Annotated in this window: 27 protein-coding genes and 1 tRNA gene; 22 read left to right on the top strand and 6 right to left on the bottom strand. The window is 61.1% G+C overall.

Annotated elements, in window-relative coordinates:
- The first annotated feature begins 4 nt into the window (after positions 1-4).
- From LQK83_RS01195 to LQK83_RS01120, 17 genes are all read left to right on the top strand, one after another.
- Positions 5-367, top strand: a complete 363-nt coding sequence (locus LQK83_RS01195; protein WP_230835465.1) for a phage tail tube protein — start codon at positions 5-7, stop codon at positions 365-367.
- Positions 364-822 (top strand): hypothetical protein, encoded by a 459-nt coding sequence (locus LQK83_RS01190; protein ID WP_230835464.1) that lies wholly within the window; start codon positions 364-366, stop codon positions 820-822. Before LQK83_RS01195 ends, LQK83_RS01190 begins: the two co-directional genes overlap by 4 nt.
- Positions 819-950: a hypothetical protein gene (locus LQK83_RS21595; protein WP_269065136.1), complete on the top strand. Its 132-nt coding sequence runs from the start codon at positions 819-821 to the stop codon at positions 948-950. Before LQK83_RS01190 ends, LQK83_RS21595 begins: the two co-directional genes overlap by 4 nt.
- 1 nt (position 951) lies before the next feature.
- Positions 952-3060, top strand: a complete 2109-nt coding sequence (locus LQK83_RS01185) for a phage tail tape measure protein (RefSeq protein WP_230835463.1) — start codon at positions 952-954, stop codon at positions 3058-3060.
- Entirely contained in the window at positions 3060-4292 is a 1233-nt protein-coding gene (locus LQK83_RS01180; protein WP_230835462.1) for a DNA circularization N-terminal domain-containing protein, read from the top strand. The genes LQK83_RS01185 and LQK83_RS01180 overlap by 1 nt, the downstream gene beginning before the upstream one ends.
- Positions 4289-5503 (top strand): phage baseplate assembly protein, encoded by a 1215-nt coding sequence (locus LQK83_RS01175; RefSeq protein WP_230835461.1) that lies wholly within the window; start codon positions 4289-4291, stop codon positions 5501-5503. Before LQK83_RS01180 ends, LQK83_RS01175 begins: the two co-directional genes overlap by 4 nt.
- Positions 5503-6060, top strand: a complete 558-nt coding sequence (locus LQK83_RS01170) for a phage baseplate assembly protein domain-containing protein (protein WP_230835460.1) — start codon at positions 5503-5505, stop codon at positions 6058-6060. Before LQK83_RS01175 ends, LQK83_RS01170 begins: the two co-directional genes overlap by 1 nt.
- 84 nt (positions 6061-6144) lie before the next feature.
- On the top strand, positions 6145-6603 hold the full coding sequence (locus tag LQK83_RS01165) for a phage GP46 family protein (protein ID WP_230835459.1): 459 nt from the start codon (positions 6145-6147) through the stop codon (positions 6601-6603).
- On the top strand, positions 6603-7754 hold the full coding sequence (locus LQK83_RS01160; protein WP_230835458.1) for a baseplate J/gp47 family protein: 1152 nt from the start codon (positions 6603-6605) through the stop codon (positions 7752-7754). Before LQK83_RS01165 ends, LQK83_RS01160 begins: the two co-directional genes overlap by 1 nt.
- Positions 7739-8344 carry a YmfQ family protein gene (locus LQK83_RS01155; protein ID WP_230835457.1) on the top strand — a complete coding sequence of 202 codons (606 nt, stop codon included), beginning with the start codon at positions 7739-7741 and terminating at the stop codon, positions 8342-8344. The genes LQK83_RS01160 and LQK83_RS01155 overlap by 16 nt, the downstream gene beginning before the upstream one ends.
- Before the next feature lie 4 nt (positions 8345-8348).
- Complete coding sequence (locus tag LQK83_RS01150) at positions 8349-9464, top strand: glycine-rich domain-containing protein (protein ID WP_230835456.1); 1116 nt, start codon at positions 8349-8351, stop codon at positions 9462-9464.
- A gap of 7 nt (positions 9465-9471) precedes the next feature.
- Entirely contained in the window at positions 9472-10035 is a 564-nt protein-coding gene (locus LQK83_RS01145; RefSeq protein WP_230835455.1) for a hypothetical protein, read from the top strand.
- A gap of 13 nt (positions 10036-10048) precedes the next feature.
- Positions 10049-10312, top strand: coding sequence for a hypothetical protein (locus LQK83_RS01140; RefSeq protein WP_230835454.1), 264 nt, complete (start codon positions 10049-10051; stop codon positions 10310-10312).
- The gene (locus LQK83_RS01135; protein ID WP_230835453.1) at positions 10312-11808 is read left to right on the top strand and encodes an SGNH/GDSL hydrolase family protein; all 1497 of its coding nucleotides are present in this window, start codon (positions 10312-10314) and stop codon (positions 11806-11808) included. The genes LQK83_RS01140 and LQK83_RS01135 overlap by 1 nt, the downstream gene beginning before the upstream one ends.
- 71 nt (positions 11809-11879) lie before the next feature.
- A complete protein-coding gene (locus LQK83_RS01130; RefSeq protein WP_230835452.1) occupies positions 11880-12500 on the top strand; it encodes a hypothetical protein in 621 nt (206 codons plus the stop codon).
- A gap of 193 nt (positions 12501-12693) precedes the next feature.
- A complete protein-coding gene (locus tag LQK83_RS01125; protein ID WP_230835451.1) occupies positions 12694-13500 on the top strand; it encodes a DNA adenine methylase in 807 nt (268 codons plus the stop codon).
- Complete coding sequence (locus tag LQK83_RS01120) at positions 13500-13784, top strand: hypothetical protein (RefSeq protein ID WP_230835450.1); 285 nt, start codon at positions 13500-13502, stop codon at positions 13782-13784. The genes LQK83_RS01125 and LQK83_RS01120 overlap by 1 nt, the downstream gene beginning before the upstream one ends.
- Positions 13785-13881: 97 nt before the next feature.
- Here LQK83_RS01120 and LQK83_RS01115 read toward each other — a convergent pair.
- Positions 13882-13957 (bottom strand) — tRNA-Ile (locus tag LQK83_RS01115).
- Between the two features lie 270 nt (positions 13958-14227).
- Between LQK83_RS01115 and LQK83_RS01110 the strand changes: the two genes are divergently transcribed.
- Positions 14228-14953: an SIMPL domain-containing protein gene (locus LQK83_RS01110; RefSeq protein ID WP_230835449.1), complete on the top strand. Its 726-nt coding sequence runs from the start codon at positions 14228-14230 to the stop codon at positions 14951-14953.
- 136 nt (positions 14954-15089) lie between these two features.
- On the opposite strand, the gene LQK83_RS01105 is transcribed toward LQK83_RS01110, so the two are convergent.
- On the bottom strand, positions 15090-15458 hold the full coding sequence (locus LQK83_RS01105) for a hypothetical protein (RefSeq protein ID WP_230835448.1): 369 nt from the start codon (positions 15456-15458) through the stop codon (positions 15090-15092).
- A 241-nt stretch (positions 15459-15699) separates the two neighbouring features.
- Between LQK83_RS01105 and LQK83_RS01100 the strand changes: the two genes are divergently transcribed.
- The gene (locus LQK83_RS01100) at positions 15700-16167 is read left to right on the top strand and encodes a heme-degrading domain-containing protein (RefSeq protein ID WP_230835447.1); all 468 of its coding nucleotides are present in this window, start codon (positions 15700-15702) and stop codon (positions 16165-16167) included.
- Positions 16168-16172: 5 nt separating this feature from the next.
- The gene (locus LQK83_RS01095) at positions 16173-16814 is read left to right on the top strand and encodes a lysozyme inhibitor LprI family protein (RefSeq protein ID WP_230835446.1); all 642 of its coding nucleotides are present in this window, start codon (positions 16173-16175) and stop codon (positions 16812-16814) included.
- Positions 16815-16832: 18 nt separating this feature from the next.
- On the opposite strand, the gene LQK83_RS01090 is transcribed toward LQK83_RS01095, so the two are convergent.
- Positions 16833-17165, bottom strand: coding sequence for a DUF6665 family protein (locus LQK83_RS01090; protein ID WP_230835445.1), 333 nt, complete (start codon positions 17163-17165; stop codon positions 16833-16835).
- A gap of 17 nt (positions 17166-17182) precedes the next feature.
- On the bottom strand, positions 17183-18100 hold the full coding sequence (locus tag LQK83_RS21720) for a DUF930 domain-containing protein (protein WP_230835444.1): 918 nt from the start codon (positions 18098-18100) through the stop codon (positions 17183-17185).
- A 112-nt stretch (positions 18101-18212) separates the two neighbouring features.
- Here LQK83_RS21720 and LQK83_RS01080 point away from each other — a divergent pair, with 112 nt between their 5' ends.
- Positions 18213-18560 carry a hypothetical protein gene (locus LQK83_RS01080; protein WP_230835443.1) on the top strand — a complete coding sequence of 116 codons (348 nt, stop codon included), beginning with the start codon at positions 18213-18215 and terminating at the stop codon, positions 18558-18560.
- A gap of 22 nt (positions 18561-18582) precedes the next feature.
- Here LQK83_RS01080 and rpoD read toward each other — a convergent pair whose 3' ends face one another.
- Together rpoD and dnaG are read right to left on the bottom strand one after the other, a co-directional pair.
- Positions 18583-20631 carry an RNA polymerase sigma factor RpoD gene (gene rpoD / locus LQK83_RS01075; RefSeq protein ID WP_230835442.1) on the bottom strand — a complete coding sequence of 683 codons (2049 nt, stop codon included), beginning with the start codon at positions 20629-20631 and terminating at the stop codon, positions 18583-18585.
- A gap of 380 nt (positions 20632-21011) precedes the next feature.
- Positions 21012-23009, bottom strand: a complete 1998-nt coding sequence (dnaG, locus tag LQK83_RS01070) for a DNA primase (protein ID WP_230835441.1) — start codon at positions 23007-23009, stop codon at positions 21012-21014.
- A gap of 243 nt (positions 23010-23252) precedes the next feature.
- Here dnaG and LQK83_RS01065 point away from each other — a divergent pair, with 243 nt between their 5' ends.
- Entirely contained in the window at positions 23253-24221 is a 969-nt protein-coding gene (locus LQK83_RS01065; RefSeq protein ID WP_230835440.1) for a VOC family protein, read from the top strand.
- Positions 24222-24302: the final 81 nt, after the last annotated feature.

The raw sequence follows: 24302 nt of genomic DNA, 5'->3' as shown, positions 1-24302 counted from the left end.
AGACATGCAGGTCTTAGGCATTATCGACATCTACTGGAGAGGTCGAAATATCCCCGTCGAAAAGGGCGCGAAGCTTCGGCTCGGCGGCATCAAGAACAACGCCGTCACCTATGGGCGTACCGTTGCCAGAGCCCAGGAATACCAGGGCTCTGAAGTTACCGCGACCACGCATGTCGAGCGCGGTCAGTCGTTGCTGGGCCTGCTCGATGCGGGCGAAGGCGAGCTGCAGGTCGTGTGCGACACCGGCCAGACCTATGTCTGGCCTGACGCCTTCCTGGAGGGCGACCGGCCCGACGCGACCGGCGGCGAAGGCGGCAAAGTGGAACTCAAATGGGCGGCCGGCGAGCCCGAGGAGATCATCGGATGAAAAAGCCGCTTGAAGTTGACCTGGACGCGCTCGAAGAGCGTTTGGAGAAGCCCGTTGTGATCGTTGAGGAAGACGGAATTGCCAACAAGGCAAGCCGCATCATCGACGAAGATGGCGATCCGATGGACAAGCTGCCCGAGCAGGCTGTCCAGAACGAGGACGGATCGGTCACGCTGCCACTCTCTGAAACGGTGACCGTGACGACCCGGAAGGACGGGAAGGTTCGCGATCGCGTTTACAGCGAACTCGTCTTCCATCGCCTGCGCGGTGTTGACCTCCGGTCGATCAACTCAACCTCGGCCGAGATGCAGACCGTCATGGCTCTTGCCAGGTCAACCCGCATCACCGCGCCTCTCATGTCGGCGATCTACGACCAGATGGATGGTGCTGACATCACGGCAGCGGCGCAGGTAATTGGCCATTTTTTGACCCGTGGCCAGAAAACACGAACGTGATGATGGGCATGCTGGCCGACGAGACAGGGTTCTCGGCGGCCAGCATTCTCGACATGGACGTGCATGACCTGACCTTCTGGTGGAATGCGGTCATGAGCTGGCGACGATCTCTTAAAGAGGAAAGCTGAAATGTCCGGACGGAACATGGCGCTCGACGTTCTCGTCCGGCTGAAAGACCTGCTGTCCGGACCGCTCAAGCGCGCGACCGGCGTCGTGAAGGGTTTTACAGATACGATCCGCAAGATCGGACTTGTCGGGACGGCGCTTGCCGCCATCTCGTTCACCGCGCCGATTGCGCAGGCGGCCGAGTTCCAACAGAAGCTCCTGGATATAGCAACCACAGCCGAGCTGACGCACAAGGCGGCATTCGATTTCGTCAACCAGCAGAAGGCGCAATACGAGGGGCTGTCCTTCACCTATGGCCAGTTCTCCGACACGATAGCCGCCGGCGCTGGCAAGATGATTGCCGCCGGCCTCGATCGCGCATCGGTGGAGACCTCTCTCGGCGCGATCGCCAAAAATGCAACGGCTGCCAACGCACAGTTCGAGGATGTCGCTGGCGTGGCAATATCGCTGATGCAAACGCTCCGGATACCGGCTGATCAGATGGATAGCTCCATCGCCGGGCTGATCGTTTCGGCCAAGGCGGGCTCATTCGAGTTCAAGGAAATGGCTCGCTATTTCCCGACACTGACATCGCAGGTTGCCAAGTTCGGGGTAACCGGACGCGAGGCCGTGAACTTCCTGGGCGCAGCCCTGCAGATCGCCATGAAAGGTACGTCCGAACCTGCCGAGGCTGCAAACAACCTCAAGAACTTCCTCTCGAAGATCCTTGCACCCGTCACCGTCAAGACGTTCAAGGAAGCCGGTGTCGATATCCAGGCGGTGATGCAGGATGCGGCCACGAAGGGCATCAACCCGATCGAGGCGGTCATCCAGAAGATCATGAAGCTGACGGGCGTTTCCGCAAAGGAAATACAGGGCCTCATGGATAAGGCAAAGGCCAACGGTCTTTCGGGTGCGGAAGCGCTGGGCTATGTGCGCGAGCAGCTCGAAAAAATTCATGGCGCCGGCAAGCTTGGTGAACTCTTCCAGGATCAGCAGGTTCTCGACTTCCTCATTCCATTCCTCGCACACCTGGAGGAATACAAACAAATCAAGGAAGACGTCGCGAAGGCAACAGGCGCGAATTCGCAGGCGGATTTCGAGACCCAGATTCAGGGGCTCAATCGCCAGTTCATGATCTTCCAGGAGATCGGTGTCCAGGCCGTTCGGGAAGTCGGACTCGCCTTCGGCGTCTGGCTTCCGGCGATCAACCAGCACCTGATCGAAGCCCTTAAGTGGCTTCGCGAAACGGACGAACGCACGGGCGGCATGGTGCGCCATATGCTGTCGCTCGGCGGGGCCGCAGTGGCCGCTGCTGCGGCTCTGGGTGTGCTTGGCGTCGTCGCGCCGATTATCTCCGGCGGTCTCTCCCTGCTTGCTGGGCCGCTGCGCTTGCTTTGGACGGCACTTTCCTTCATCCCCGCCGCGTTGGGCGCGGTTGGCGGCGCTCTCGCGGGCATATCCGCGCCGATCTGGGCGACGATCGCGGCGGTAGCGGCTCTTTCCTTCGCAATCTATCGCTACTGGCAACCCATACAGGCGTTCGTCACGGGCTTCGCATCATCGTTCAAGGGACCGTTTGAAGCGACCGTCTCGTCATTCCAGTGGTTCTTCTCTGCCATCGGCCTGGAAACGTCCAAGCTCGGCCCCCTGCTCGATGGCATGAAAACGACAATGACGGCCTGGTGGAACGACCTGAAGTCGTTCTTCAGCGGGATCGACTTCGGCAGCATGTTTTCGATGAAGCAGTATTCCGCTGCTGACCTGGCCTCCTTCAACCAACTGGGGCGAGACCTCGGCGATTCGATCGTCAACGGGATCAAGTCCGCGGTAGACGGGCTGATTGAGTGGTTCAGCAGCCTGCCCTCGCGGATCCTGGCGGCAATCGGGAAGATTGACCTGTCCGGCATCATCAGCTGGCCATCGCTGCCTTCCTGGCTCGGCGGCGGCGGACCGCCCGGAACCCCACAACCGGCGACCAAGGCCGAGCAGCCAGCCAACCAGAATGTCAGCGTCGATGTTACCACGACGGTCAAGGCCGCACCCGGCACGACCGTTACCGGGCAGAGCGTCCAGACCAGCGGCGCGAAGAATAGCGGCATCAATACCGGCAAGTCCGTTGGAGCACCGTAATGGCACCGTTGCCCGGCCTCGTCAGCGGTTCTTATCGGGGGATCGCGTTTTACGTTCCGACCGCATCATCGCGACCCGGCCGCCGAGTGGCGCGGACATTTCTGCCTGGTGTCGATGATGCGGCCTATGACGATTTCGGCCGCGCGCCGCGCGAGATCTCGATCGACGGCCTGATCATCGGCGACGACTATCTCGCCCAGGCCGCAGCCCTGGAAGCGGCTTTCGAAACGCAGGGCCCGGCCATGCTGGTGCATCCGTTCCGTGGCCCGATGATGGTTATCCTCACTGAACCGGCGACCATCAACTATTCCGACCGGGAAATGCGGATCGTGCGCTTCCAGGCGCGTTTCGAGCTGGTTGGAAGCGGATTTGAAGCGGGCTTGAGCGGGCTTTTCGGCATTGCCTCGATCGTCGTGGCTCTGGTCACACTTGCCACATCGCTCTCGTCCTCGGTGGAGAAGCGCACGATTTCGGCTGCGCGCTCGCGGGCTACGACCAGGTCGCTGCGGATCATCAAGCAGACAATGTCGAACCTGCAGCCGGTGAGCAGCTCGCGCCGGTTCGTGCCGCGTCTCAAGGCGCAGGTCTCCCGCGCGACGGCCGACACGCCCACCGCTTTGGACGCTGTTGTCGTGACGGCCGCAGCCATGATCGGCGACGCGACGATCAAGCCTTGGGTCTCTGAGGCCGAGGAGAGCACTGCCGAAGCCGCGCCGCCGGCGGAGGCGCTCTTTGCCCTCGGCGTACGGGTCGCCACCGCGCTCAAGGGCGAAGTGGCAGATGCGCCGTCCGCGCCGGACCAGGCGTTGCTCTTTGCTGCGTCCATCCATGTCGTCATCCAGGCCGTGTCCCAGATCGACTACTGGTCTTTCGAGAGCACTGATGCGGCGCTGACCGCCCGCAATCAGGCGTTGGAATGTCTCTCCGGACTTGCCGAGACGGCCGATCTCCTTTCGAATAGCGCCTATGCCGGCGAGATGGCCGAGATTATCCGGCAGCTTTACGCGCTCCAGGCGGAGATCACCGGCACCGTCAACGAGATCATCGGCCGGCTACCGCAGACGCTGGTCTTCGAAACCGATCGGCCGGTTGATGCCTGGGTGCTCGCCAACCACGTCGCCGGCGACAACCCGGCGATCGTCGAGGCTGTCTATGCCGATATCGTCCGACGCAACCGGCCGCGCCACCCGGCCGCGATGAAGCCCGGAAAGATCAGGGTCATCAAGCCATGATCGGGGAAAAAGGCATCCGCATCTGGATCGAGGGGCGTGAGTTCAAAGGCGCGAAGGAGAAGGAAGTCTCCCTCGATATGGAAGACTTTTCCGCGTCCTTCTCCTTCACCTGCCGCGACCAGGAGGCGAACGCGGATGCCCTTGTGGCCGCGCTCGGGCCGTGGAACGCGCGATTGAAAGCACAGAAGAAGGTGAAGATCACGGTCAGCGGCCAGCTCGTGCTTGTCGGCAAGATCGAGAAGCGGTCGAGCGAGTTCTCGGATCAGACGGCCGAGATCACGCTCTCGGGCCGTTGCAAGGCCGGCGATATGGTCGATTGCGCTGCCATGACCAAAGGCCCGGCCGAGTTCAAGAACGTCAAGCTGGAAGATGCGGCGAAAAAGATTGCTGCACCCTATGGCCTCGGCGTCCGCAGCGAGATCGACACGGGCGAGCCGTTCCCCAGGTATTCGCTGGATCTCGCCGAGACCGCGCATCGGGCAATCGAAAAGGGAGCGCGTCAGCGCCAGGCGCTCGCCATGTCCGACGGGATCGGCAATATCGTCATCACACGCGCCGGGTCGAAGAAGGCCGCCGGCGCAATCAACGCGCCGGGCAACGTCAAGTCTGTCTCGATGGGTGAGGATTGCACCGGCCGCTTCTCGGAAACCATCGTCCACGGCCAACATGAGAAGGCCGGCAAGGAACGCAAGGGTGACGCGGCGCTTGACAAGACGGCCGAGCCGTTGACGCCAGCTGCGCGCGCCGGCGGCGATGGCGAGGCCACCAAACAGGAGCGCAAAGGCACGGTCGCCAAGGGCGTGGCGAAGGACGAAGAGGTCGAGGGCTACCGGCCGAAGGTCTATCTGGCGCGCACCAAGGCCGAGCAGATGAGCGCCCAGGAAGAGGCCGAGTGGCGGCGCAATACCGCGCGCGGCAAGGGCGAGCAGATCACCTATGTCGTTTACGGCCATGATGTAGATGGCGAGCTATGGCGACCGAACACGATCGCACCCGTGAAGGACAGGTATAACGCTATCGATCGCGACATGCTGATTTCCAAGGTCCGGCTCCACGAGACCGAGGACGAGGCGATGGATACGGAACTGACGGTGACCAGCCCCGAAGCCTTCGCCAAGAGCAAGGGCGGTGGCACGACGGGCGGCAAGGGCGCGAAGAGCCGGACGAACAAGGCGAGCGGCAAGCTCGACACGACAGCGGAGAGACTTTGATGAGCGAGATCGCTGAGCTGCGCGCACAAATTCAGGAGCTGCACAACATCATCCGTGGGATGATGCGCCGCGTGACGATGAAGAACGTGAATGACGGCGGAAAGACACAGACCGCGAGCATCGAAGTCGCTGACGGTGTCTGGCGGGATGGCATTGAGGTCATGCAGCCCTATGGCTTTGCCAGCCATGTTGGTGATGGGGCGCTGGGTCTGGCGCTCGCTTTGGGAGGCGACGAGGGCGATATCATGCTGATGCCGGTCGCCAACCCCTCCGCCAGGATGGGAAAGCTGGACGAAAACGAGGTCGGCCTCTACAATGCCGCTGGAGACAAGTTCGTTCTCGGAGCCGGCGGCGAGATGACCTTGAAGTCGGGACAGCAGATCACGATCAAAACTGACGCCGGCGTCTTCATCACCGCGCAGATCCTGAAGGTCGAGGGCGACATTGAGGCGACTGGCGACGTCAAGGACCATGCCGGAACCATGCAGGAAATGCGCGACAAGTATAATGTCCACAATCACACCGGCGGCCCACCTCCCACGCCCTTGATGGACTGACCCGACCTCCATTGCGGCCATCGACAAGCCCGACCGCCTGGGCGGTCATGACGTGGTCGCGCGCGCGCGGGCAATCTGCCCGGCATGTTTTGTGACCTGGCTCTCTCTTTTGACGATCTGACCCAAACCTGCGACCTCGCGTTCGCGGACGACGGCGACCTGTCGATCGACGTGACGGCCGAGACGCCCTTGCTGCTGTCGATCGGGCTCGATCGGCGCGCAGCCGAGGGCGATGAGCTGCCGGATGGCGTCACCAATCTCTACCGGCCGGACACCTATTATCAGCGGCGCGGCTCCGTCCTTGATGCCTGCGACCGCTTTGGCGAATTTCAGGGCTGTCGGATGTGGTTGCTCGGTCGGGCAAAACAGACCGAAGAAACGCGCCTGCTCGCCGAATACTGGCTCGGCGAAGGCACGACCTGGGCGAAGGCCCAGACCGGATCGCCCGCCGAGATCGAGGCATGGTGGGCGGCGCGCGGCCTTCTCCGGTGGCGTGTAGCAACGGGTGACGACGAGATCACGGCCGGCAAGAGGGTCACCTGATGCCGATAACAATCCCATCCCTCAAAACACTGGCTGAGCGCTGCGCCACGGCTTTCGAGGCCGGCGCGGACGCGGTGTTTTCCGCCAAGGGCGTCACATGGTCGGCGCAGAAGCTTTCGTTCGCGGTGCGGTCGGCGCGCGGCATGCTCGCGCTTGTTTTCCGATCCGTCGCGCCGGAGATCCGCGCCATCCACGATCACGTCGCCTGGTGGGGCCGGCAGTATTTCCCTGACACAGCCGAAGAGGAGCAGGTCTATCGGCATGCGAGCATCTGGAATGTCGATGGGCGCGAGGCGGACTTTGCCGTTGGATCGGTGACGATCACGGGAACGCCGGGGGCACCTATTCCGGCCGGGCTGGAGATGTCGTCGAGCGAAGGGCTGATCTGGTTGACCGATGCCGCCGCTACGATTGGCGTAGGCGGAACGGTTGTCGTATCCGCCACAGCTGCCGGCGCAGGCGCTGCCTATAACTACGAGGCCGGGATCAAGCTCGCCACCGTCGAGCCGAACCCCGATGTCACCTCGATCGAGATCACAACCGCCTTTGCCGGTGGCGCAGACGAAAGCACCTGGGAAGAGCTGCAGGCCGCAGTCGTTGAACACATCCGCAAGCCGCCCCAGGGTGGTGCCGGCTATGATTATGTCGCCTGGGTGAAATCGAAGTTCAAGGTCGCCGCCGTCAAGGTCATTCCCGAGGTGATCGGACGCGGCTCTGTCGGTATTGTCGTTGCCATGAAGGACGATGACGGCACCGTCCGGTCGCCGACCGATCCGGAGCGGGCGGCAATTCTTGCCTATCTCGGCGCGATCGGGACAGCAACGGGTGTCCGTCCCGTGACGGCCCGGGTGAGCGTCCATGCCGCCGCCATCGTGGCACAACCTGCTTCTATCCGACTGCGACCGGACAATGCCAAGACCAGGGCTGCGGTCGCAGAAGCCTACAAGCGCTTCTGGGCCGTGCTTGGATCTCCGGAAGACGACGGCAATGAAAGCCCGATCGGTGCGACAATCGAGCGCTCGCGTCTGTCTGAAGAGATTTCGGCGGCTGACGGCGAATATGCACATGACCTCGTCGTGCCGGCCGCCCGCTATACGCTTGACAATTACACCTACCCCGTCGCCGGGACGATCACATGGGTGGCACCATGAGAACGGTTGACGACATTCTCCGGACAATCTTCGCGCGCCTCCCTCGCGGCTTTGCCGTCCCGAAAGTGACGGGCGGCTTCGGCCTGGTGATGCGCGCTTTTGCGACCGTCCTGAAAGATGCCGAGGACGCGGCGGCTGAAATGATGGACGAGATCGATCCGCGAACGACCGTGAAGCAGCTTGCTGATTTCGAGCGTGTCCTTGGTCCCGACCCGGCCGGCCGAGACCGCAGGGTGGCGACGATCGGCGACAGGCAGAGGCTGGCACACCAGCGCTGGACGGCCAAGGGCGGACAGAGCATCCCCTATTACATCGGCATTGCAGCCAAGCTCGGCGTCACGATTACCATCGACGAGTTCTGGCCGACACGCGCTGGGATGATGGTCGCCGGAACTCCGCTGATCGCGGAAGGCGAGCAATTCACCTGGCGCGTCAACATGCCGGCCCTCCCGGTCATCCCGTTCAGAGCGGGCCAATCGCAGGCCGGGGAATCGCTCGCAGCCTTCTCGGTCAATGGCGATCTGGAAAAGTACTTTCACCTGATCAAGCCGGCCCACAGCAACCTCATTTTCAATTATCCCGGAGCCTGAGTAGATGGACCGTATAGACAGTTTCAATGCCATCGACCTTGGCGGTGGAAAGAAGGGCTTCCAGGATCAGATCCTTTCTTTCGGATCAGGTAGCCAGGAAGGCACCTGGGTTAGCGCCCTCTGGCTGAACAGCGTGCAGGAAGAAATCCTCGCAGTTATTGAAGCGGCCGGTTTCGTCGCCGATCGGACCAAATGGAACCAGCTTACAAAGGCGATCCGGTCACAGCGGCTGAACTATTTTGAAGTCGGAGGAACGGCCAACGCATTGACGGTTGCTTTGTCGCCTGCGCCGGCCGCATGGACCGAGCTGGTCGGCGTGCCGATGCGGCTGAAGATCGCCGCGCCGAATACGGATGCCGTCACGCTCTCGCCGAACGGCCTTTCGCCGAAGGCATTGGTCGCCTTCGGCAACAACGCCCTTAAACCGGGTCAATTGCCAGGCGGCGCGATTGTTACGGCGATCTTCGACGGCACCAATGTTCAGGTTTCGGTGCCGCTCGCCCCTCGTTTTTCGAGCAGTGTCACGGTGATCAGTGCGCCCGGCCCTGGCAGTTACACCGTACCGGCCGGTGTCTATCGGATAGGCCCTGAGCTGTGGGCTGGTGCCCCCGGCGGCGGCGGCGGATCGAACACGAACAACGGCTACGAGGGGACAGGGGGTGCGGGGGGCGGTTATGCCTACAAGGAAATCGATGTCACTCCCGGCCAAGTGATCCCTTACGTCAATGGTGCAGGAGGTCTCGGCGGCAGTCCCGGCAATCCCGGCGCGCCGGGCCAGACGACATCCTTCGGATCGTATTTTTCGGCGACGCCGGGAGAAGTCGGTGTGCACGGAAAATTCGGCGTTTACGGCAATGTGACGACGGGCGGTATCGGTATCGGCGGCGATATCAATATTCGCGGTGGCAATGGCGCGGGGGCTTTGCCGGCCGCTTCCGATGGGACAGGCATAGGCGGACAAGGCGGTGGATCACCGTTCGGTGCGCCGCCAGCACCGGCATCCGGGGGGCCGGGCGTGGATGGCTTGTGGCCCGGCGGCGGCGGTGGCGGCGCGGGTGGGACTGGCGGCAACTATGGCGGCCGAGGCGCAAACGGCGGCATCATCATCCATATTCTGTGAGGTCATCATGTTCTATGCGCGCATTAAGGACGGTGTCGCTGTCGAGGTTGTCGATCTTGGCAAGTTTCATCCGGACGATATCTATCATCCTGATCTCGCTCAGGACTTCGTGGTCGCGCACGATGCCGTGAAACCGGGCGATGTTTACGACGGTCGGGCTTTTTCATCGCCGCCGACTATCGAGCCCACGCAAGGCGAGCTGCGGCAGATTAAGCAGGCGTTGATTGAGGAAATTAACGCGGCGGCCGAGGCGGAACGCAAGCGCTACATCACGGCCGGCGAAGGCCAGGCGATGACTTACACGGAAAAGCTAGCCCAGGCGCGGGCATTCCTGGCCGCGACAGAGCCAAACGCTGCCGATTATCCGATGATCGCCAACGAAGTCGGCATCACGGCCTCGACGGCTTCCGGCGTGGCAAGTGCAGTCATCGATGCCTACACGGCCTGGGTCGCGATCGGAGCGGCGATCGAGAAGATCCGGATGCAGACGAACATGGCGATTACGGAAGCGGCTGACGCGGATGCGGCTCGCGCGGTCCGGAACACTGTCGTTTGGCCGTCGGCCAGCTGAGGAGAGAAAAACCATGGCAGAGCGCATGTCTACCAACCTAGTGGAATTCACGTCGCCGGCGTTTACGCCGACGGTGGATTCGATCTTCCAGTTCAAGAGCGATGGCGAGCAGGCGACGGTCGATGTCGAGACACGGCTGAACGGCTCTGCGCCGTGGATTGTCGTGGACACCATGCATGCGACAAGCCGGAAGCTCATCCGCGTCGCGCAGCTGCCGGCCGTGCGCTTCACTTTGCGCAACGGCAAAGGCAACTCGTATGTGTGGGATTCGGAGTGATGCTGTCGAGCGGTCTGACAATCCCGATCGAGCGCCAGATCTCGAAGGCGGGCGCGGTCAAATCGTTTTCTGACACCCTTAGCAAGGGTGTGCGGGCACGGCCTGTCTTTGACGCCACGCCGGTGCCATACGCCCTCTTCGCGCTGCAGCTCGTCCGATCTGGATACACCGGTCCGATTGTCACTCTGCGCCGGACGTCCGATAATGCGGAGACTGCCTTTTACCCGAGACCTAGCGGCTACCTATCGCGCGCCGAAATCATGGGCTGGGCGGGCACATCGGAATTGCGCGTCAAGATCTGGCACGATCAGATGGGCGCGCACGACGCATTGCAGACCATCACAGCCCAGCAGCCAGTATTTGACTGGTCCGGTGGCGAGCCAATGATCTATAACGTCAATCTGCCTACAAGCTTGGGGCTGCAAAACGCTCTCAGCTTCGCGCGCAATCTGGGCGGAGTATCCGTCGCTGTCGTCGGCGACGGAACCACTGGAATTGCAGAAACGCTTGATATTGCTTCTTTCCGTGCCGGATCGGGAAATTCCCAGTTCAGCCTGCGCGCGCAGTCCGGAAAATGGGGCGCATTCTTACGCCGCATCAATAACGGTAATTTTGCCTTACCCGTCTCAACAAAGGCGACGACCGGCACCGGCTGGACATCCGCCATCATGGAGGCCGACCTCGCGAACAACGCGCCGCGTGTCACGGTCGATGGTGTGACGACCACGAGAGACAGCTTTGACGCGGCTCTCACTTCGGACGAGGATGCGACCGACGCGCCTCGTATCGGCGCATCTCCAGACGGTGGTGCGGCCTGGTTCGGCTTTATCCGAGCGGTAGGGTTTTTCCGGAAAGCTTTTTCTTCGTCCGAACGAGCTGCGGTTGGCGCAGCACTTGACTACCTCAAACCTCGATCTGCGAACCGATATCTGGCCTGCTGGGGCGATAGCCTGACGCAAGGCGGATATCCAGCCTATCTCGCAACGATGATGGGCAGCTATCGCTATGTCTACGACGGTGGTGTCGGAGGGGAAAGCATTGCTTCCATCCGTGCTCGGCAGGCTGCCGACGTCTATTACAATGCGCGCATCAACCTGCTTGAGGGTGGCCGCAACGGATTTAAGACGCTCACTGCAACCGAAATCGAAGCAGACATGGCTCTCATGGTGGCCCATGTTGTCGGTGGCCGCTTTCTGGTCGGCGCTGTAACGCCCTTTGCGAATGATCCGGCAACTGGCTCCGGAGCAGACACGCCGGATGACACGGCAAAACGGCTGGCACTCAACGCGCTGAGGCAATCATCCTACGGGGATCGCTACGTTGACCCGATGCCGTATTTTGCATCGGCAAGCAACGGCTCGGCGGAAGACCTAGCCGACATCGCTGCCGGCTGGATACCGCGCTCGCTGCGCTCTGATGGTGGTCACCTCAATGCGGCCGGTCAAATGGCAAAGGCCCGTGCCTACAGAGATAAGCTCATCTCACTCGGCTGGTGATTTGGTGTAGGACTCGACAACCAGAGATGCTCGGATATTCTGGCGAAAGATTTTTTTAAAAAGGTTTGATCATGCGTAATCGTTTTTTATGGGTATTAGCTCTCTTGCTGGTCAGTTGCGGTGGTGAGGACACGCTCGCAATACGTGGCGACAGCACTGCGATCGCATCGCGGTCCGGCATTGCCAAGGTCTACAATCTTGTGCCCTCTTGGGACGGCAAACGCTGGTGGGTGATCGTTTCGTCGGAGTTGGGCCGAAAGCCTTTCAACGATGGCGTGGGCGGCCAGGATATGCACACGATGCGCGTCAAGATGGAGGCCGACCAGTCGCACCGCAAGATCACGACGATCATCTATGACCGCCGGAATGATGATGAGGACGCGCAAGCGTATGTGGCTGACCTCTCGGCAGCGGTGGCGACGCTCCAGACTGACCACTTCCTGATCATGCCGCAGGTTGCGCAGTCTGCCGGCAAGCCTGAAACAACTGATCAGGTTGCCGCTATGGCCGAAATTGATCGGCAGGTACTGGCGCGTTGGCCGCACAACACGTTCACATATGTCGAACGTCAGGCTTTCCTCGGTGAGCTTTCGGCCGACGATACGCGCTTCGACGGACTGCATCGGAATGAAAAAGGCCAGATGATCGAAGCTCGCTATATTGGCGGCTGGCTAAAGCAGCGCGGCTGGTAAAACGCACACCGCGCCCATCCATCAAATGTGGCCGCCGGCGGCGACCATAATCCAGAAGTACCAGGTGCCGGCCTAAGCCGGAGGCGGGGTCAAGTTTGGCGACCGAACCCGCCCGGAAGCAAGAAGACTTAACTTCACCACCCGTAGCCCCGAAGGGCTGCGCGGCTTGTGAGCGAGTCCAGGTAAATCCACAATGGCGGTTACAGCCCTCCACGACGTTATCCCCGCGAATCCGCCCGCTGCCTACATCGGCGGCAAGAGACTGCTCTCAAAGACCATCATCGAGCGGCTGCGTTCGATCCCGCATGACGGCTACGCGGAGCCTTTCGTCGGGATGGGCGGGGTGTTCCTGCGCAGGCCATTCCAGCCGAGGCTTGAGGTCATCAACGACATCAACGGCGAGGTTGCCAATCTTTTCCGGATCCTGCAGCGGCATTATCCGCAGTTCATGGACACCCTTAGGTTCCAGATTACCTCACGGCGGGAATTCGAGCGGCTGCAGCGCTGCGACCCCGCGACCTTGACCGATCTGGAGAGGGCAGCTCGCTTCCTCTACCTCCAGCGCACGGCGTTCGGAGGCAAGGTCGATGGTCAGACCTTCGGGGTGTCCAGGACAACTGGCGGCCGTTTCAATGTATCAAAGCTTGGGCCGCTCCTGGAGGACGTGCACGAACGTCTCGCCGGCGTTGTGATTGAGAACCTGCCCTGGGCTAAGCTGATTGAGCGTTACGACCGGGAAGGCATGCTCTTCTATCTCGACCCGCCCTACTACGGAAATGAAGACGACTATGGCCCTGACGTCTTCGGTCGAGGCGACTTCGAACATATGGCCGAAGTTTTAAAGAGGCTTCGAGGACGCTTCATTCTGTCCTTAAACGCGGCTCAAGGCGTCTTCGAAACCTTCCGAGCGTTCTCGATCGAAGAGGTAGATTGCACCTACTCGGTCAGCGGTGGGGCTGGTAAGAAGGTCCGCGAAGTGATTATTTCGGGAGCCCCTTGATGCCGCTAGCAACAATCGCCGCCGCTCTGTTCACCACTGCTGTCGTCGCGCAAACGAATGAACAAAAGCTGCTTTCGGCACTATGGATTGAATGGGGACTCGCGCACTGCGATGTTTCCATTATCCCCGCGTCAACAGCAATGTTCGCAAACATGATAATTGGAGGAACGGAGAAAAGTACGGTGGAGGCTGCGCGCCTGCAGGTTTCTGAGGGGATCAAAGCCGCCCACCGTGATGATATTGCCGGGGCCTGTGCCGAACTCGCCAATGCGCTTAAGAGCTGATCCTGAGTGTTCTAAAAGCCGGTGTCAAAAATTCAAAAGCGCGCGGCCCGCTACACGAAGGCTAGCCACAAGATAAGATAATGAAATCAATAATTAATGGTGGGCCCGGAGGGACTCGAACCCCCAACCAAGCGGTTATGAGCCGCCGGCTCTAACCATTGAGCTACAGGCCCTCGCCGGTCGTTGGTCGGCGGTGCGGCGGGCAATGGTGAACCGCAGCGACGATCCGATTAAACGAATTCGCCTGCTGCTTCAAGCACCCGCCGCATTTGCCACACAATCAACAGACACATCTTGCCCCGTCCGGGAAGGGTGATTGATCACGGAGAGTATTCGGCGCTTTTCCACGACGACGTTAGAGACGAGGCTTGAGGCGCGTATCGGTCTCGAGCCTGAAATCCATGACAGGCCGTCCCCGGCCGTCTTGAACTGGAGGGACCATCATGTTTCATACCCGCACGCTCATGACTTCGCTGGCCGTTCTGGCGCTGGTTTCAGCGGCCCCTGCCACGCGCGCGGCAGAGGAGCAGGCGCGAATTACCGTCACCGGCGAAGGTACAGTTTCGGCGGCGCCCGACATGGCCATCATCCATGTGGGTGTTCTGAAGACCGCAGCCACCGCCCGTCAGGCGCTCGATGACGCCAACAAGGCCCTGTCCGACACACTGGCCGGCCTGAAGACCAAGGGAATCGACGCGCGCGACCTGCAAACCTCCGGCTTCTCGGTGACGCCGCAATTCGATTATTCCGGCAAGAATGGCACCGCGCCCAAGCTCACCGGCTATCAGGTCTCCAACATGCTGACCATTCGGGTGCGCGACATTGGCGGGCTCGGCAAGGTGCTGGACGAAGCCGTGACCGATGGCATCAATTCCGGCGGCTCATTGAGCTTCGGCAACAGCAACGAGAAGGAGCTGGTCGCAGAGGCCCGCAAGGCGGCCGTCGCCGACGCCATCACCAAGGCCAAGGCGCTGACCGAGGCAGCCGGCGTTTCGACCGGAGACGTGATCTCCATCTCGGAGGACCCGCAGTTTATGCCGCAAGTGCCGATGGCGGCGCGCATGAGCATGGCAAAGCAGTCGACGGACAGCGTACCGGTTGAAGCGGGTGAAAGCGAATATCACGCCCGCGTGACCGTGACCTTCGCCATCAACCAGAAAAAGCCGTAACGGCCCTTTGATCCACGAGACCGGGCGGAACTGCATCGGCTGTCCCGCCCGGCCTTTTCCGGATTGTTGGAAACGAAAAAAGCCGCTGCACCTCTTCAGATGCGGCGGCTCCTTGCAAGAATGCAAACATCAGGCCTTACAGCGGCGGGCAGCCCGGAACATTCGCGAATTGAACCTGACGGAGACGGCGACCGACCTGTCCTTCAACGATCACGCGGCGCGGCGTAACGCGAACGACTTCCGGATCTTCAAGACCCATGCGCCAGGCGCGGCGGACAGCCTCGCGCTCGCTGCAGCCATAACCGGGCGGCGGCGGCGGCGGGCGGCGATAGCCCGGCTCATCGTAGAAACGCCCCGGTGGCGGCGGCGGCGGGCGATTGCCGTAACCCGGCCCGTTGTCGAAGCCGAAATAAATGCCGTCAGCCAACGCGGCCACGGGTGCTACCGAAAGACCTGCACCACCAACCATGGCTGCAAGCAGTACCCTCGTGAGAAACTGTTTCATATCCTCTTCTCCATGAAAAGCCCTTGCCGGCTTTTGCCGCCGAACCGCTTCGAATATCGTCTTAAATACCCCAAACGAGATGAATGTTCCCCGAATCTCCCGTTCAGACCCCGTTCATCTCCGCGAAACATTAGCAGATACAGAAAACAATGAGATATTTTTCAGACAGAAACGCCTGATAGAAAGCCGTTGCGCAACAAAAAACCAACGCTATGATTCTCTGCGAAGCACGGGACGGGACATGTCGACAGCAGAATTGATTGATCAGATCGCAGCGGAAGAAGCCCGGCTCGTTTTTCGAGCCTTTAGCGAGGCCGAAGCCCTGGAAATCGGCATGGCGCTCGTTGCCACCGCCCGCGTGGAAGGCGCGCGTGTGGTGATCAACATCCGCACACCGGACAGAACGCTGTTTCATGCAGCTTTGCCCGGTGCAACGCCCGACAACGACGAATGGGCCAGACGCAAATCGAACACGACGCTGCGCTATCACAAGTCGTCGCTGGCCGTTGGCGAAGCCCTGCGGCAGAAGGGCCGCGTGCCGGGCCCCGACATCGGTGTCGACCAGATGAATTTCTCTCACCACGGCGGCAGCTTCCCGGTCCGCGTCGCGGGAACCGGCGTGGTGGCGGCAATTACGGTCTCTGGCCTTGCCCAGGCGGAAGACCACGGAATGATCGTCAAGGTCCTGAAGGATTATCTGAAAGGCTGAACATCGTGAATCTGATGATCCGTGCCGGATTGATTTCGTGCCTCCTTCTGTCCGGTCAGGCCGCCTCTGCAGCGGCCTTGCCACAAGGCTCGAGCGACACGAAGGTGAAGCCCTCCTTTGACTGCTCGACAGCCGAACACGCAATCGAGGAACTGGTCTGTGAGGATCCAGAACTGGCGGATCTCGACGTGCAGCTCGCCTCGGTGTTCCAGAGCGCCCTGAAAAAGGTCGAGGCCATGCCAAACACCGCACCCGAAATCCGGCATATGAAAGCCTATCAGCTGCGCTGGTCACGCGAGCGCAATGCATGTGCCAAGAGCGAGGATGTCAAGGCCTGTACGCTTGACAGCTATCACCGTCGCATCGCCGATCTTCAGGCCCGCTTCCTTCTGGTGAAGACGAAATCGCCAGCCATCTATACCTGCCGCGGCAATCCGAAAAATCAGCTGATCGTGACCTATGTCGAAAGTGCGCCGCCGTCCGTTCGTCTCGATCACGCCGGCAAGACTGCCGTCGCCTTTCAGGACGACGAGACCGACGAAAAGCGCTTCGTCGGCCCCAAGGGCATCAGCTTCGAGGTCGAGGGTGACATGGCGCTGATCAACTGGCCCAAGGGCAACGAGTTCGACTGCATTCTGCGCAAGTGAGAGTCAGGCTCAAAAAAATCACGGCGTTTGCTTCGGCGCGGCGCCCAGCCGTGTCAGCACCTCCGCGGGGATGCCCATCTCCCGGATGATCAGGCGGTGATCTCTCAATCCGCAAAGCTCCCGCTGGACAAAATAGGCCCAGACCGCCTCCCCCGCCTCGGCAAGCGCGGCCGCGCGTGTCTCCGGCGAAGCGGCCGCCAGTGCGGCCAGCGCCTTTTCGGCCTTGCGCCCCTGATGGCCGAGCGACGATGCGCTTTCGGACAAGGCCTCAGCCTCGAAATTCGACAGGGCGCCGTCAAACTGCCCGGCTCGGGAAAGACGCGCCAGATCGCGCGGCATGCGTAAGGACATGGTTCCTATCCTTTCGATCAGTTCGTCGGGAAGCCCCGCGCTCGCCATTCGGATTTCGGCACGGGGGCCCCGACCTTGAAGGCGAACGAGACAACCCGCGTCGCATCAGCGTCAAGTTCGCATTGAAAGCTGATTTCGTACCACGCGCTGCGTGTGCGGAAATAAGCCTTCGGAATGGACAGTACATTGCCCTCGCGCGGCGCCGCCGAAGGCACGATTTCTGCCTGATAGGGAGGCGATCCGTGGATCAATTGCTGACCCAGTTCCGTGGCGCAGAGCTGCTTGATCCGCTCGGGCCGCGACAGGCCGCTCATCGTCACGATGGCCGCTCGTCCGCCCATATCGTTGGCCGAATAGAGCTTGCGCGCCTTCTTCAACTCCCTCGCCTCATCGGGCTTCGGCGCGGCGGCCTTCTCCTCGGCAGGCTTGCCGGCAGCGGCAGCGGCGGCAGACGCCTGTTGCTCCTGCGTTTTCAGGACATCCGGAACGCCGGGAATGTTATCTTTCGGTGGCTCTTTCGCAGCCTCCTCCGTGACAGCCTTCGGCTCCTCGGCAGGCGGGGCAGCTGGCTTCTGGTCCGCAAGCTCATCTGCCGCATCCTTCTCGCCGTCAGAGGCGCTGCCGGCCTGTTTCTGCGATGCCTCATCCTTCTGGCCGAACTGGAAGACAGGCCTCAGCTGTGGAATGGGCGGACTTTCCGGCGGCTCGACCTTTGCCTCCTCCTTGGCTTCCGGCGGAGGCGGTGGAGGCGGTGCTGGCGGCTTCTCCGCGGCCTTCTCCTCCGGCTTCTTTTCTTCCGGCGGCTTCTGTTCAGGAGGGGGCGGTGCCTCCTTTTCCTGCACGATATCCACCTTCACCGCTTCATCCTTGGGCGGTTCGGCGGAGTGCTCGGGAAGTTTCAGAAAAAGCACCAGCGCAACGGCAATATGAAGCACGGCGGACGCCGCATAGGCCCACCCATTTCTCCGCTCCGGCAATTCCTGCGCACCGTCCATCATTCCTATGTAGGGCGGAATCAGCCCGGGATCGAGAGGGGAAACCGGCAGATTGGACAGCTATGTGCATTGCGCGGTTAAACAAAATGCTCCCGTGTTAAATATATCGGACAAGCGCTACGCAAGCGGCAGTCGTCCAGTCGTCATCCAACCGGCTGACCACAAATTCGGTTCGTCATGGCCCGGTCAGCGCTTCCCGTTTCATGACGGCGGCGCGCTTCATGAAGGGCATACGCTCGACCTGCGCTCTGGAGACGCACCGCATCTGGCCATTGCGTTCGAAACGGGAGACACAATGGTGGTAACGCTGGAAGCAAGACTGACAAAGGCATGCGAGGCGCTGGGCGCTTTTGCAGAGATCGCATGGAAAAGCCGGCGAAGTTGCCCTCGCCGGCTTTGAAATCTCTCAAAAGCTACTCTGCTCAACTGTCGAGGAACGAGCGCAGCTTGCGCGAGCGGCTCGGGTGCTTGAGCTTGCGAAGCGCCTTGGCTTCGATCTGGCGGATACGTTCGCGGGTGACGGAGAACTGCTGGCCGACTTCTTCGAGCGTGTGGTCCGTGTTCATGCCGATACCGAAGCGCATGCGCAACACGCGTTCTTCGCGCGGCGTCAGCGAAGCGAGAACGCGGGTGGTTGTCTCGCGCAGGTTCGCCTGAATGGCGGCGTCGATCGGCAGAAGCGCATTCTTGTCTTCGATGAAGTCGCCGAGATGGCTGTCTTCTTCATCGCCGACCGGCGTTTCGAGCGAGATCGGCTCCTTGGCGATCTTCAGAACCTTGCGCACCTTTTCAAGCGGCATGGCGAGCTTTTCGGCCAGTTCTTCCGGCGTCGGCTCGCGGCCGATCTCGTGCAGCATCTGGCGCGACGTGCGAACGATCTTGTTGATCGTTTCGATCATATGCACCGGAATGCGGATCGTGCGGGCCTGGTCGGCGATCGAACGCGTGATCGCCTGCCGGATCCACCACGTTGCATAGGTGGAGAACTTGTAGCCGCGCCGATACTCGAACTTGTCGACCGCCTTCATGAGGCCGATATTGCCTTCCTGGATGAGATCGAGGAACTGCAGGCCGCGGTTCGTGTACTTCTTGGCGATCGAGATCACGAGACGAAGGTTGGCTTCCACCATTTCCTTCTTCGCAATGCGCGCTTCGCGTTCGCCCTTCTGCACCATGTGCACGATGCGGCGGAACTCCGTGACCGAAATACCGGTCTCCGTGGCGAGGTTCTGGATCTCGGAACGCAGGTCCTTGATCGCGTTGTTTTCCTCGCGGGCGAATTCCTTCCAGCCCTTGGAGGCAAGGTTTGCGATCGACTTCATCCAGTTCGGATCGAGCTCGGCACCGTGATAATGTTCCAGGAAGCTGTCGCGCTTGACGCCATAGGACTCTGCCAGACGCAGCAGCTTGCCTTCGTTCTGCACGAGACGCTTGTTGATGTCGTAAAGCTGCTCGACCAGAGCATCGATACGGTTCTGGTTGAGAGACAGCGACTTCACGGCCGCAATCAGCTCGTCCTTGAGTTCCTTGTACCGGCGCTCCTGCGCAGTCGACAGCGATGCGGTTGCGGCAAGGCGCGCCTCCACCTGCTGGTCCTGCAGCTTGCGCAGCTTCTTGTAGGTCTCGGCGATCAGGTCGAGCGTCTGCATGACCTGCGGACGAAGCTCGGCTTCCATCGCGGCCAGAGACAGGTTGGACTCGTCTTCGTCCTCTTCCTCTTCTTCAGGCGCCAAGCCCTCGCCGCCGACATTGGTGATGTCGTCGTCATTGGCAGCAGAGCGGGCACGCTTTGCCTTGTCCTTCTCTTCGGCAGCCTTGCGGTCGGCCTCGATCTTCTCGGGGCTTTGGAACTGCGGCGCAGCCTTGGCTTCCGGGCCGGAATAGGTGGTTTCGAGGTCGATGATTTCGCGCAGCAGCGTCGCGCCTTCATTCAACTCGTCGCGCCAGATGATGATGGCCTGGAAGGTCAGCGGGCTCTCACAGAGGCCCTGGATCATCGTTTCGCGGCCGGCCTCGATGCGCTTGGCAATCGCGATTTCGCCTTCGCGCGAGAGCAACTCGACAGAGCCCATCTCGCGCAGATACATGCGCACCGGATCGTCCGTGCGATCGGTCGGTTCTTTCTTCTTTGCCGTAGCCAGCGCCGTGCTCGCCGAGGTGGTCACAAGACCGCCCTCGCCGTCCTCGTCGTCATCAGCTGCAGCGCTGTTGGCGTTCTCGTCGACTTCTTCGTCTTCAACGACGTTGATGCCCATGTCGGAGAGCATTGCCAGAATGTCTTCGATCTGCTCCGAGCTGACTTCCTCGGAGGGCAGAACGGAGTTCAGCTCGTCCATGGTGACATAGCCGCGCTTCTTCGCGACCTTGATCATCTTCTTGACGGCGTCGTCCGAAAGATCGAGAAGCGGACCGTCTGTTGCGCCTTCGCGTTCAGATTCGGCTTCTTCGTTCTCTTTGACCTTCGTTACCATGTATCCGTCGCTTTCCTGTCACGTCTCAATTCGCCAAGCCGGACGAGAGGCTTGCGCAACGGCTCTTGAAAGCGTCGCGTCGCCCCCGTATCTGTCTTGAGCTAGCGGAAGACCATTAAATCCTGATTAACCACGAAGGCCCTCTTCTCGCAGCAGCCGGTTCGGCGCATGCATGAAGATGCAGGCATTCAAGTTGATTGACCAATACCACCATTTCCGATCCCGAAGGTGATTCCCACAATTCTCCGGGCAGTCAAGCATTTTGCCTGAAAAATCTGAAAAAACACCAAAAGCTGTAAAATCCAGACCTTTCGGGGCAGTCTCCACTATTTGGGAACTGTGAGGGAAATTTCAAGTCGCGGGAAATTCCGCGAATCATTTCAACTGCCGACTGCGGGTCCTTTGACGCGTCCGGACAACACGCCGAAGCCATCGATGATGGCTTCCTGGTTCTCCAGCCGGGCGGCTTCCGTCTGCACTTCCCGCAAAGCCTGCATCAGGGCGTCGATGTTCCGGTCATCATCACGCTCGATGGCGTCGGCGATTTCGCGTTCCAGTTCGCCGATCTGCTGCCGCAGCACACGGGTTCGCTGGTGCAACGCCAAAACCTGCAGGAAAGCTTCCCGCGCGTCCTCGGATGCCGCCTGCTCCGTGGCGGTCCACAGCCGGGCATTGCGCACCTGCTGATCGAGAAGCTTGAGCAGCGTCGAAAAGCCTTGTGCCTCCAGACTCGCAATCAGCGTCTCGCGGCTGAATTTCATCGACCCCGCCATGGCGGCCTCGGACAGCACCGCCGAACGCAGCTTCTGGATATCGCGGTTCTCGAACTCGAGATCGGCGATGTGGTCATATTCATCGATCAGGATCTGCGGATGGTTCACGATGGTCAGCGCCAGCACCGCCTCGCGCAACGTCGGAACATCCTGATGCCCGCGCACCATACCGGACCGCGCAAGGCTGTCGGAAATGCCGCCCACGCGGCTATTGGCCTGAGAGCCGCGCTGACCGCCGCCACCCCGCTGGAAGTTGCCGCCGTTGCGCCCGCCCCCACCGCCCGAGCGCCAGTTTCCACCATCGCGCTGCTGCGGCTGAAAGAAGGCAGTCAGTTTTTCGCGCATCGCCTGCTGGTAATGGCGGCGCACAGTCTCGTCCGCGATCACATTGGTGATCTGCCTGAGCCGTGCTTCCAGTTCCGCGCGCTTTTCGGGCGTCGCGAAACTGCCGGACTGCGATTCCCGTGTCCAGATCATCTCCGCAAGCGGTTTCGCCTGCGCCATGACCCGATCGAACGGCGCGCGCCCGTCATGCTTGACCAGATCGTCCGGGTCCTTGCCATCGGGAAGCAGCGCGAAAGACACCGACTTGCCCGGCCCGATCAGCGGCAAAGCCAGATCGGCGGCACGATAGGCCGCGCGCAGGCCCGCCCCATCACCATCGAAGCAGAGCACAGGCTCGGGCGTCATTTTCCAGAGCAGTCCGAGCTGGTTTTCGGTGAGCGCGGTGCCAAGCGGCGCTACTGCGTTCTCAATGCCCGCCTGATGTAGCGCAATCACGTCCATGTAGCCTTCGACCGCGATCACGGTCGACGCACCATTTGCTCCCTGCATCGCCTTCCGTGCACGGGCAAAATTGTAAAGCACGTCGCCCTTGTGGAAGAGCTCCGTGTCATTGGAGTTGAGATATTTCGCCATCGCGTCCGGCGACATCGCGCGCCCGCCAAAGGCGATGACCCTCTCCCGCGAGCTCAGGATCGGGAACATGATGCGATCCCGGAAGCGGTCGTAGGAAACCGGGATGTCCGGTCCATGCACGACGAGTCCGCAGGCCTCGATCTGCTCCTTCTGGATCCCCTTCCCCGCCAGATGCTCCTTCAGCGCGTTGCGGCTCTCCGGCGCATAGCCAAGACGAAACGTCTCGATCGTCCGCCCCGTCAGCCCGCGGTCGCGCAAGTACGCCCGCGCCCTGGCGCCATTGGCGCTCTGCAACTGGTCCTGGAAGAAGGCGGTCGCCAGCTCCATGACATCCATGAGCGTCGTGCGCTGCTCGTCGCGCCGCGCTGCTTCCGCATCCGGCTGCGGCATGGGAACGCCCGCAAGCCCTGCGATCTGCTCGACCGCTTCCGGAAAGCTGATCCCCTCAAGGTCCGTCAGAAACCGGAAATGATCGCCCGTCACCCCACAGCCGAAGCAATGGTAGCGCCCCTTGCGGTCCTCGCAGTGAAAGCTCGGCGTCTTCTCGCCATGGAACGGGCAGCAACCCCAATAGTCGCCACGCGCCGCATTCGTCTTCTTGCGATCCCACGCAACGCGACGACCGATCACCGCCGAAATCGGCACACGATCGCGTATCTCGTCGAGAAAGCCCTGGGAAAAGCGCATGGAAACCTCTGATTAATTCTTCCATATAGGTCGGCCGGCCCCAGAAGACCACCTACTATGCCGCTCAGCCCCCGATATTCACAATCGGCGCCGGTCAGGATGACCGCAACCTAACGATCTTCTACGCTGAACAATAACACATCCGTTGTTCACTCCAAGAGAACGATTCATCCATTCCGCGTGATCTATGCGGGCGACTTCCGGTGGAGCATAACATCTCCATCATAACCGCAGGATCACCCCATGGCCTCCTCCCTTGACATCACCCGCCGCGCCGCCCTCCACGTGCTGGGCGCAGCACCGATCCTCCTTGGTGCAGCCGCCCCCTCCCTCGCAGCGCCGCTAAAGCCGTCCTTCGCCGTCAGTACGCCGATCCATATCAACTCGGTGACGCTGCGTGCGCGCGACATGACGGTCATGACCACCTTCTACAATCAGGTCCTCGGGCTTGCCATTCTGACGTCGAACGCAGATCACACGGTGCTGGGAGCCGATGGCATGCCGCTCGTCACACTCCTCAACAAGCCGCAAGACGCTCCCGACGATCCGTCGACCGCCGGTCTCTATCACACGGCCTTTCTGATGCCAGACCGCGAACAACTCGGCCGCTGGCTGATCACGGCCTATGTCAACGGCGTCCCGTTCACCGGCTTCGCAGACCACTCCGTTTCCGAGGCGCTCTATCTCGATGACCCGGAAGGAAACGGCGTCGAAGTCTATGCCGACCGGCCGCACGAAGGCTGGACATGGAAGACCGATGGCCAGGTGAAGATGGGGACCGACGAGCTGAACGTCGATGACCTCATTGCCGGACTGCCGCGAGACAGCAAGCTGCCCTACACGGCGCCCGCCGGCTTTCGCATCGGCCATGTCCACATGCGCGTCGGCGACACGGCGCTGGCCCGCGATTTCTACGTCAAGGCGACCGGTCTCGACATGACGGCGCTGATTGCCAACGAAAGCGCTGCCTTCTTCTCAAACGGACGCTATCACCACCATGTCGGCTCCAACGTCTGGCAGTCGCGGGGAGCCGGCCGGCGGCCGGGCAACATGTCGGGTCTCGAAACGGCCGCATTCACGGTCGCTCCGGACCTGATGGACGACCTGCGTTCGCGCCTGAAAAGCCATGGTACGGACACAAAGGAGGAAGGCAGCACGCTCGTGGCACTCGATCCGTGGAACACCCCGATCCGGTTTGTTCCGGGCGTTTGAGCCTGAACGATTTGAAACTGAACGATTTGAAACTGAACGCGCAGGTGAAAATCGCTTGCGGCGAGACAAGAGCGGTGGGAT

The organism is Rhizobium sp. C1, from assembly GCF_021026335.1.
GTDB lineage: Bacteria > Pseudomonadota > Alphaproteobacteria > Rhizobiales > Rhizobiaceae > Ensifer_A.
This window is presented reverse-complemented; position numbering and strand designations above follow the sequence as displayed.

Excerpts from the sequence above, each read along its gene's own strand:
- LQK83_RS01100 (WP_230835447.1), top strand. The coding sequence starts at position 15,700 with ATGTCGACAGCAGAATTGATTGATCAGATCGCAGCGGAAGAAGCCCGG.
- LQK83_RS01165 (WP_230835459.1), top strand. The coding sequence starts at position 6,145 with ATGTTTTGTGACCTGGCTCTCTCTTTTGACGATCTGACCCAAACCTGC.
- LQK83_RS01125 (WP_230835451.1), top strand. The coding sequence starts at position 12,694 with ATGGCGGTTACAGCCCTCCACGACGTTATCCCCGCGAATCCGCCCGCT.
- LQK83_RS01170 (WP_230835460.1), top strand. The coding sequence starts at position 5,503 with ATGAGCGAGATCGCTGAGCTGCGCGCACAAATTCAGGAGCTGCACAAC.
- LQK83_RS01140 (WP_230835454.1), top strand. The coding sequence starts at position 10,049 with ATGGCAGAGCGCATGTCTACCAACCTAGTGGAATTCACGTCGCCGGCG.
- LQK83_RS01175 (WP_230835461.1), top strand. The coding sequence starts at position 4,289 with ATGATCGGGGAAAAAGGCATCCGCATCTGGATCGAGGGGCGTGAGTTC.
- LQK83_RS01065 (WP_230835440.1), top strand. The coding sequence starts at position 23,253 with ATGGCCTCCTCCCTTGACATCACCCGCCGCGCCGCCCTCCACGTGCTG.
- LQK83_RS01160 (WP_230835458.1), top strand. The coding sequence starts at position 6,603 with ATGCCGATAACAATCCCATCCCTCAAAACACTGGCTGAGCGCTGCGCC.
- LQK83_RS01110 (WP_230835449.1), top strand. The coding sequence starts at position 14,228 with ATGTTTCATACCCGCACGCTCATGACTTCGCTGGCCGTTCTGGCGCTG.
- LQK83_RS01195 (WP_230835465.1), top strand. The coding sequence starts at position 5 with ATGCAGGTCTTAGGCATTATCGACATCTACTGGAGAGGTCGAAATATC.
- rpoD (WP_230835442.1), bottom strand. The coding sequence starts at position 20,631 with ATGGTAACGAAGGTCAAAGAGAACGAAGAAGCCGAATCTGAACGCGAA.
- LQK83_RS01185 (WP_230835463.1), top strand. The coding sequence starts at position 952 with ATGTCCGGACGGAACATGGCGCTCGACGTTCTCGTCCGGCTGAAAGAC.
- LQK83_RS01130 (WP_230835452.1), top strand. The coding sequence starts at position 11,880 with ATGCGTAATCGTTTTTTATGGGTATTAGCTCTCTTGCTGGTCAGTTGC.
- LQK83_RS01150 (WP_230835456.1), top strand. The coding sequence starts at position 8,349 with ATGGACCGTATAGACAGTTTCAATGCCATCGACCTTGGCGGTGGAAAG.
- LQK83_RS01135 (WP_230835453.1), top strand. The coding sequence starts at position 10,312 with ATGCTGTCGAGCGGTCTGACAATCCCGATCGAGCGCCAGATCTCGAAG.
- LQK83_RS01180 (WP_230835462.1), top strand. The coding sequence starts at position 3,060 with ATGGCACCGTTGCCCGGCCTCGTCAGCGGTTCTTATCGGGGGATCGCG.
- dnaG (WP_230835441.1), bottom strand. The coding sequence starts at position 23,009 with ATGCGCTTTTCCCAGGGCTTTCTCGACGAGATACGCGATCGTGTGCCG.
- LQK83_RS01155 (WP_230835457.1), top strand. The coding sequence starts at position 7,739 with ATGGGTGGCACCATGAGAACGGTTGACGACATTCTCCGGACAATCTTC.
- LQK83_RS01190 (WP_230835464.1), top strand. The coding sequence starts at position 364 with ATGAAAAAGCCGCTTGAAGTTGACCTGGACGCGCTCGAAGAGCGTTTG.
- LQK83_RS01145 (WP_230835455.1), top strand. The coding sequence starts at position 9,472 with ATGTTCTATGCGCGCATTAAGGACGGTGTCGCTGTCGAGGTTGTCGAT.
- LQK83_RS01090 (WP_230835445.1), bottom strand. The coding sequence starts at position 17,165 with ATGTCCTTACGCATGCCGCGCGATCTGGCGCGTCTTTCCCGAGCCGGG.
- LQK83_RS01105 (WP_230835448.1), bottom strand. The coding sequence starts at position 15,458 with ATGAAACAGTTTCTCACGAGGGTACTGCTTGCAGCCATGGTTGGTGGT.
- LQK83_RS01120 (WP_230835450.1), top strand. The coding sequence starts at position 13,500 with ATGCCGCTAGCAACAATCGCCGCCGCTCTGTTCACCACTGCTGTCGTC.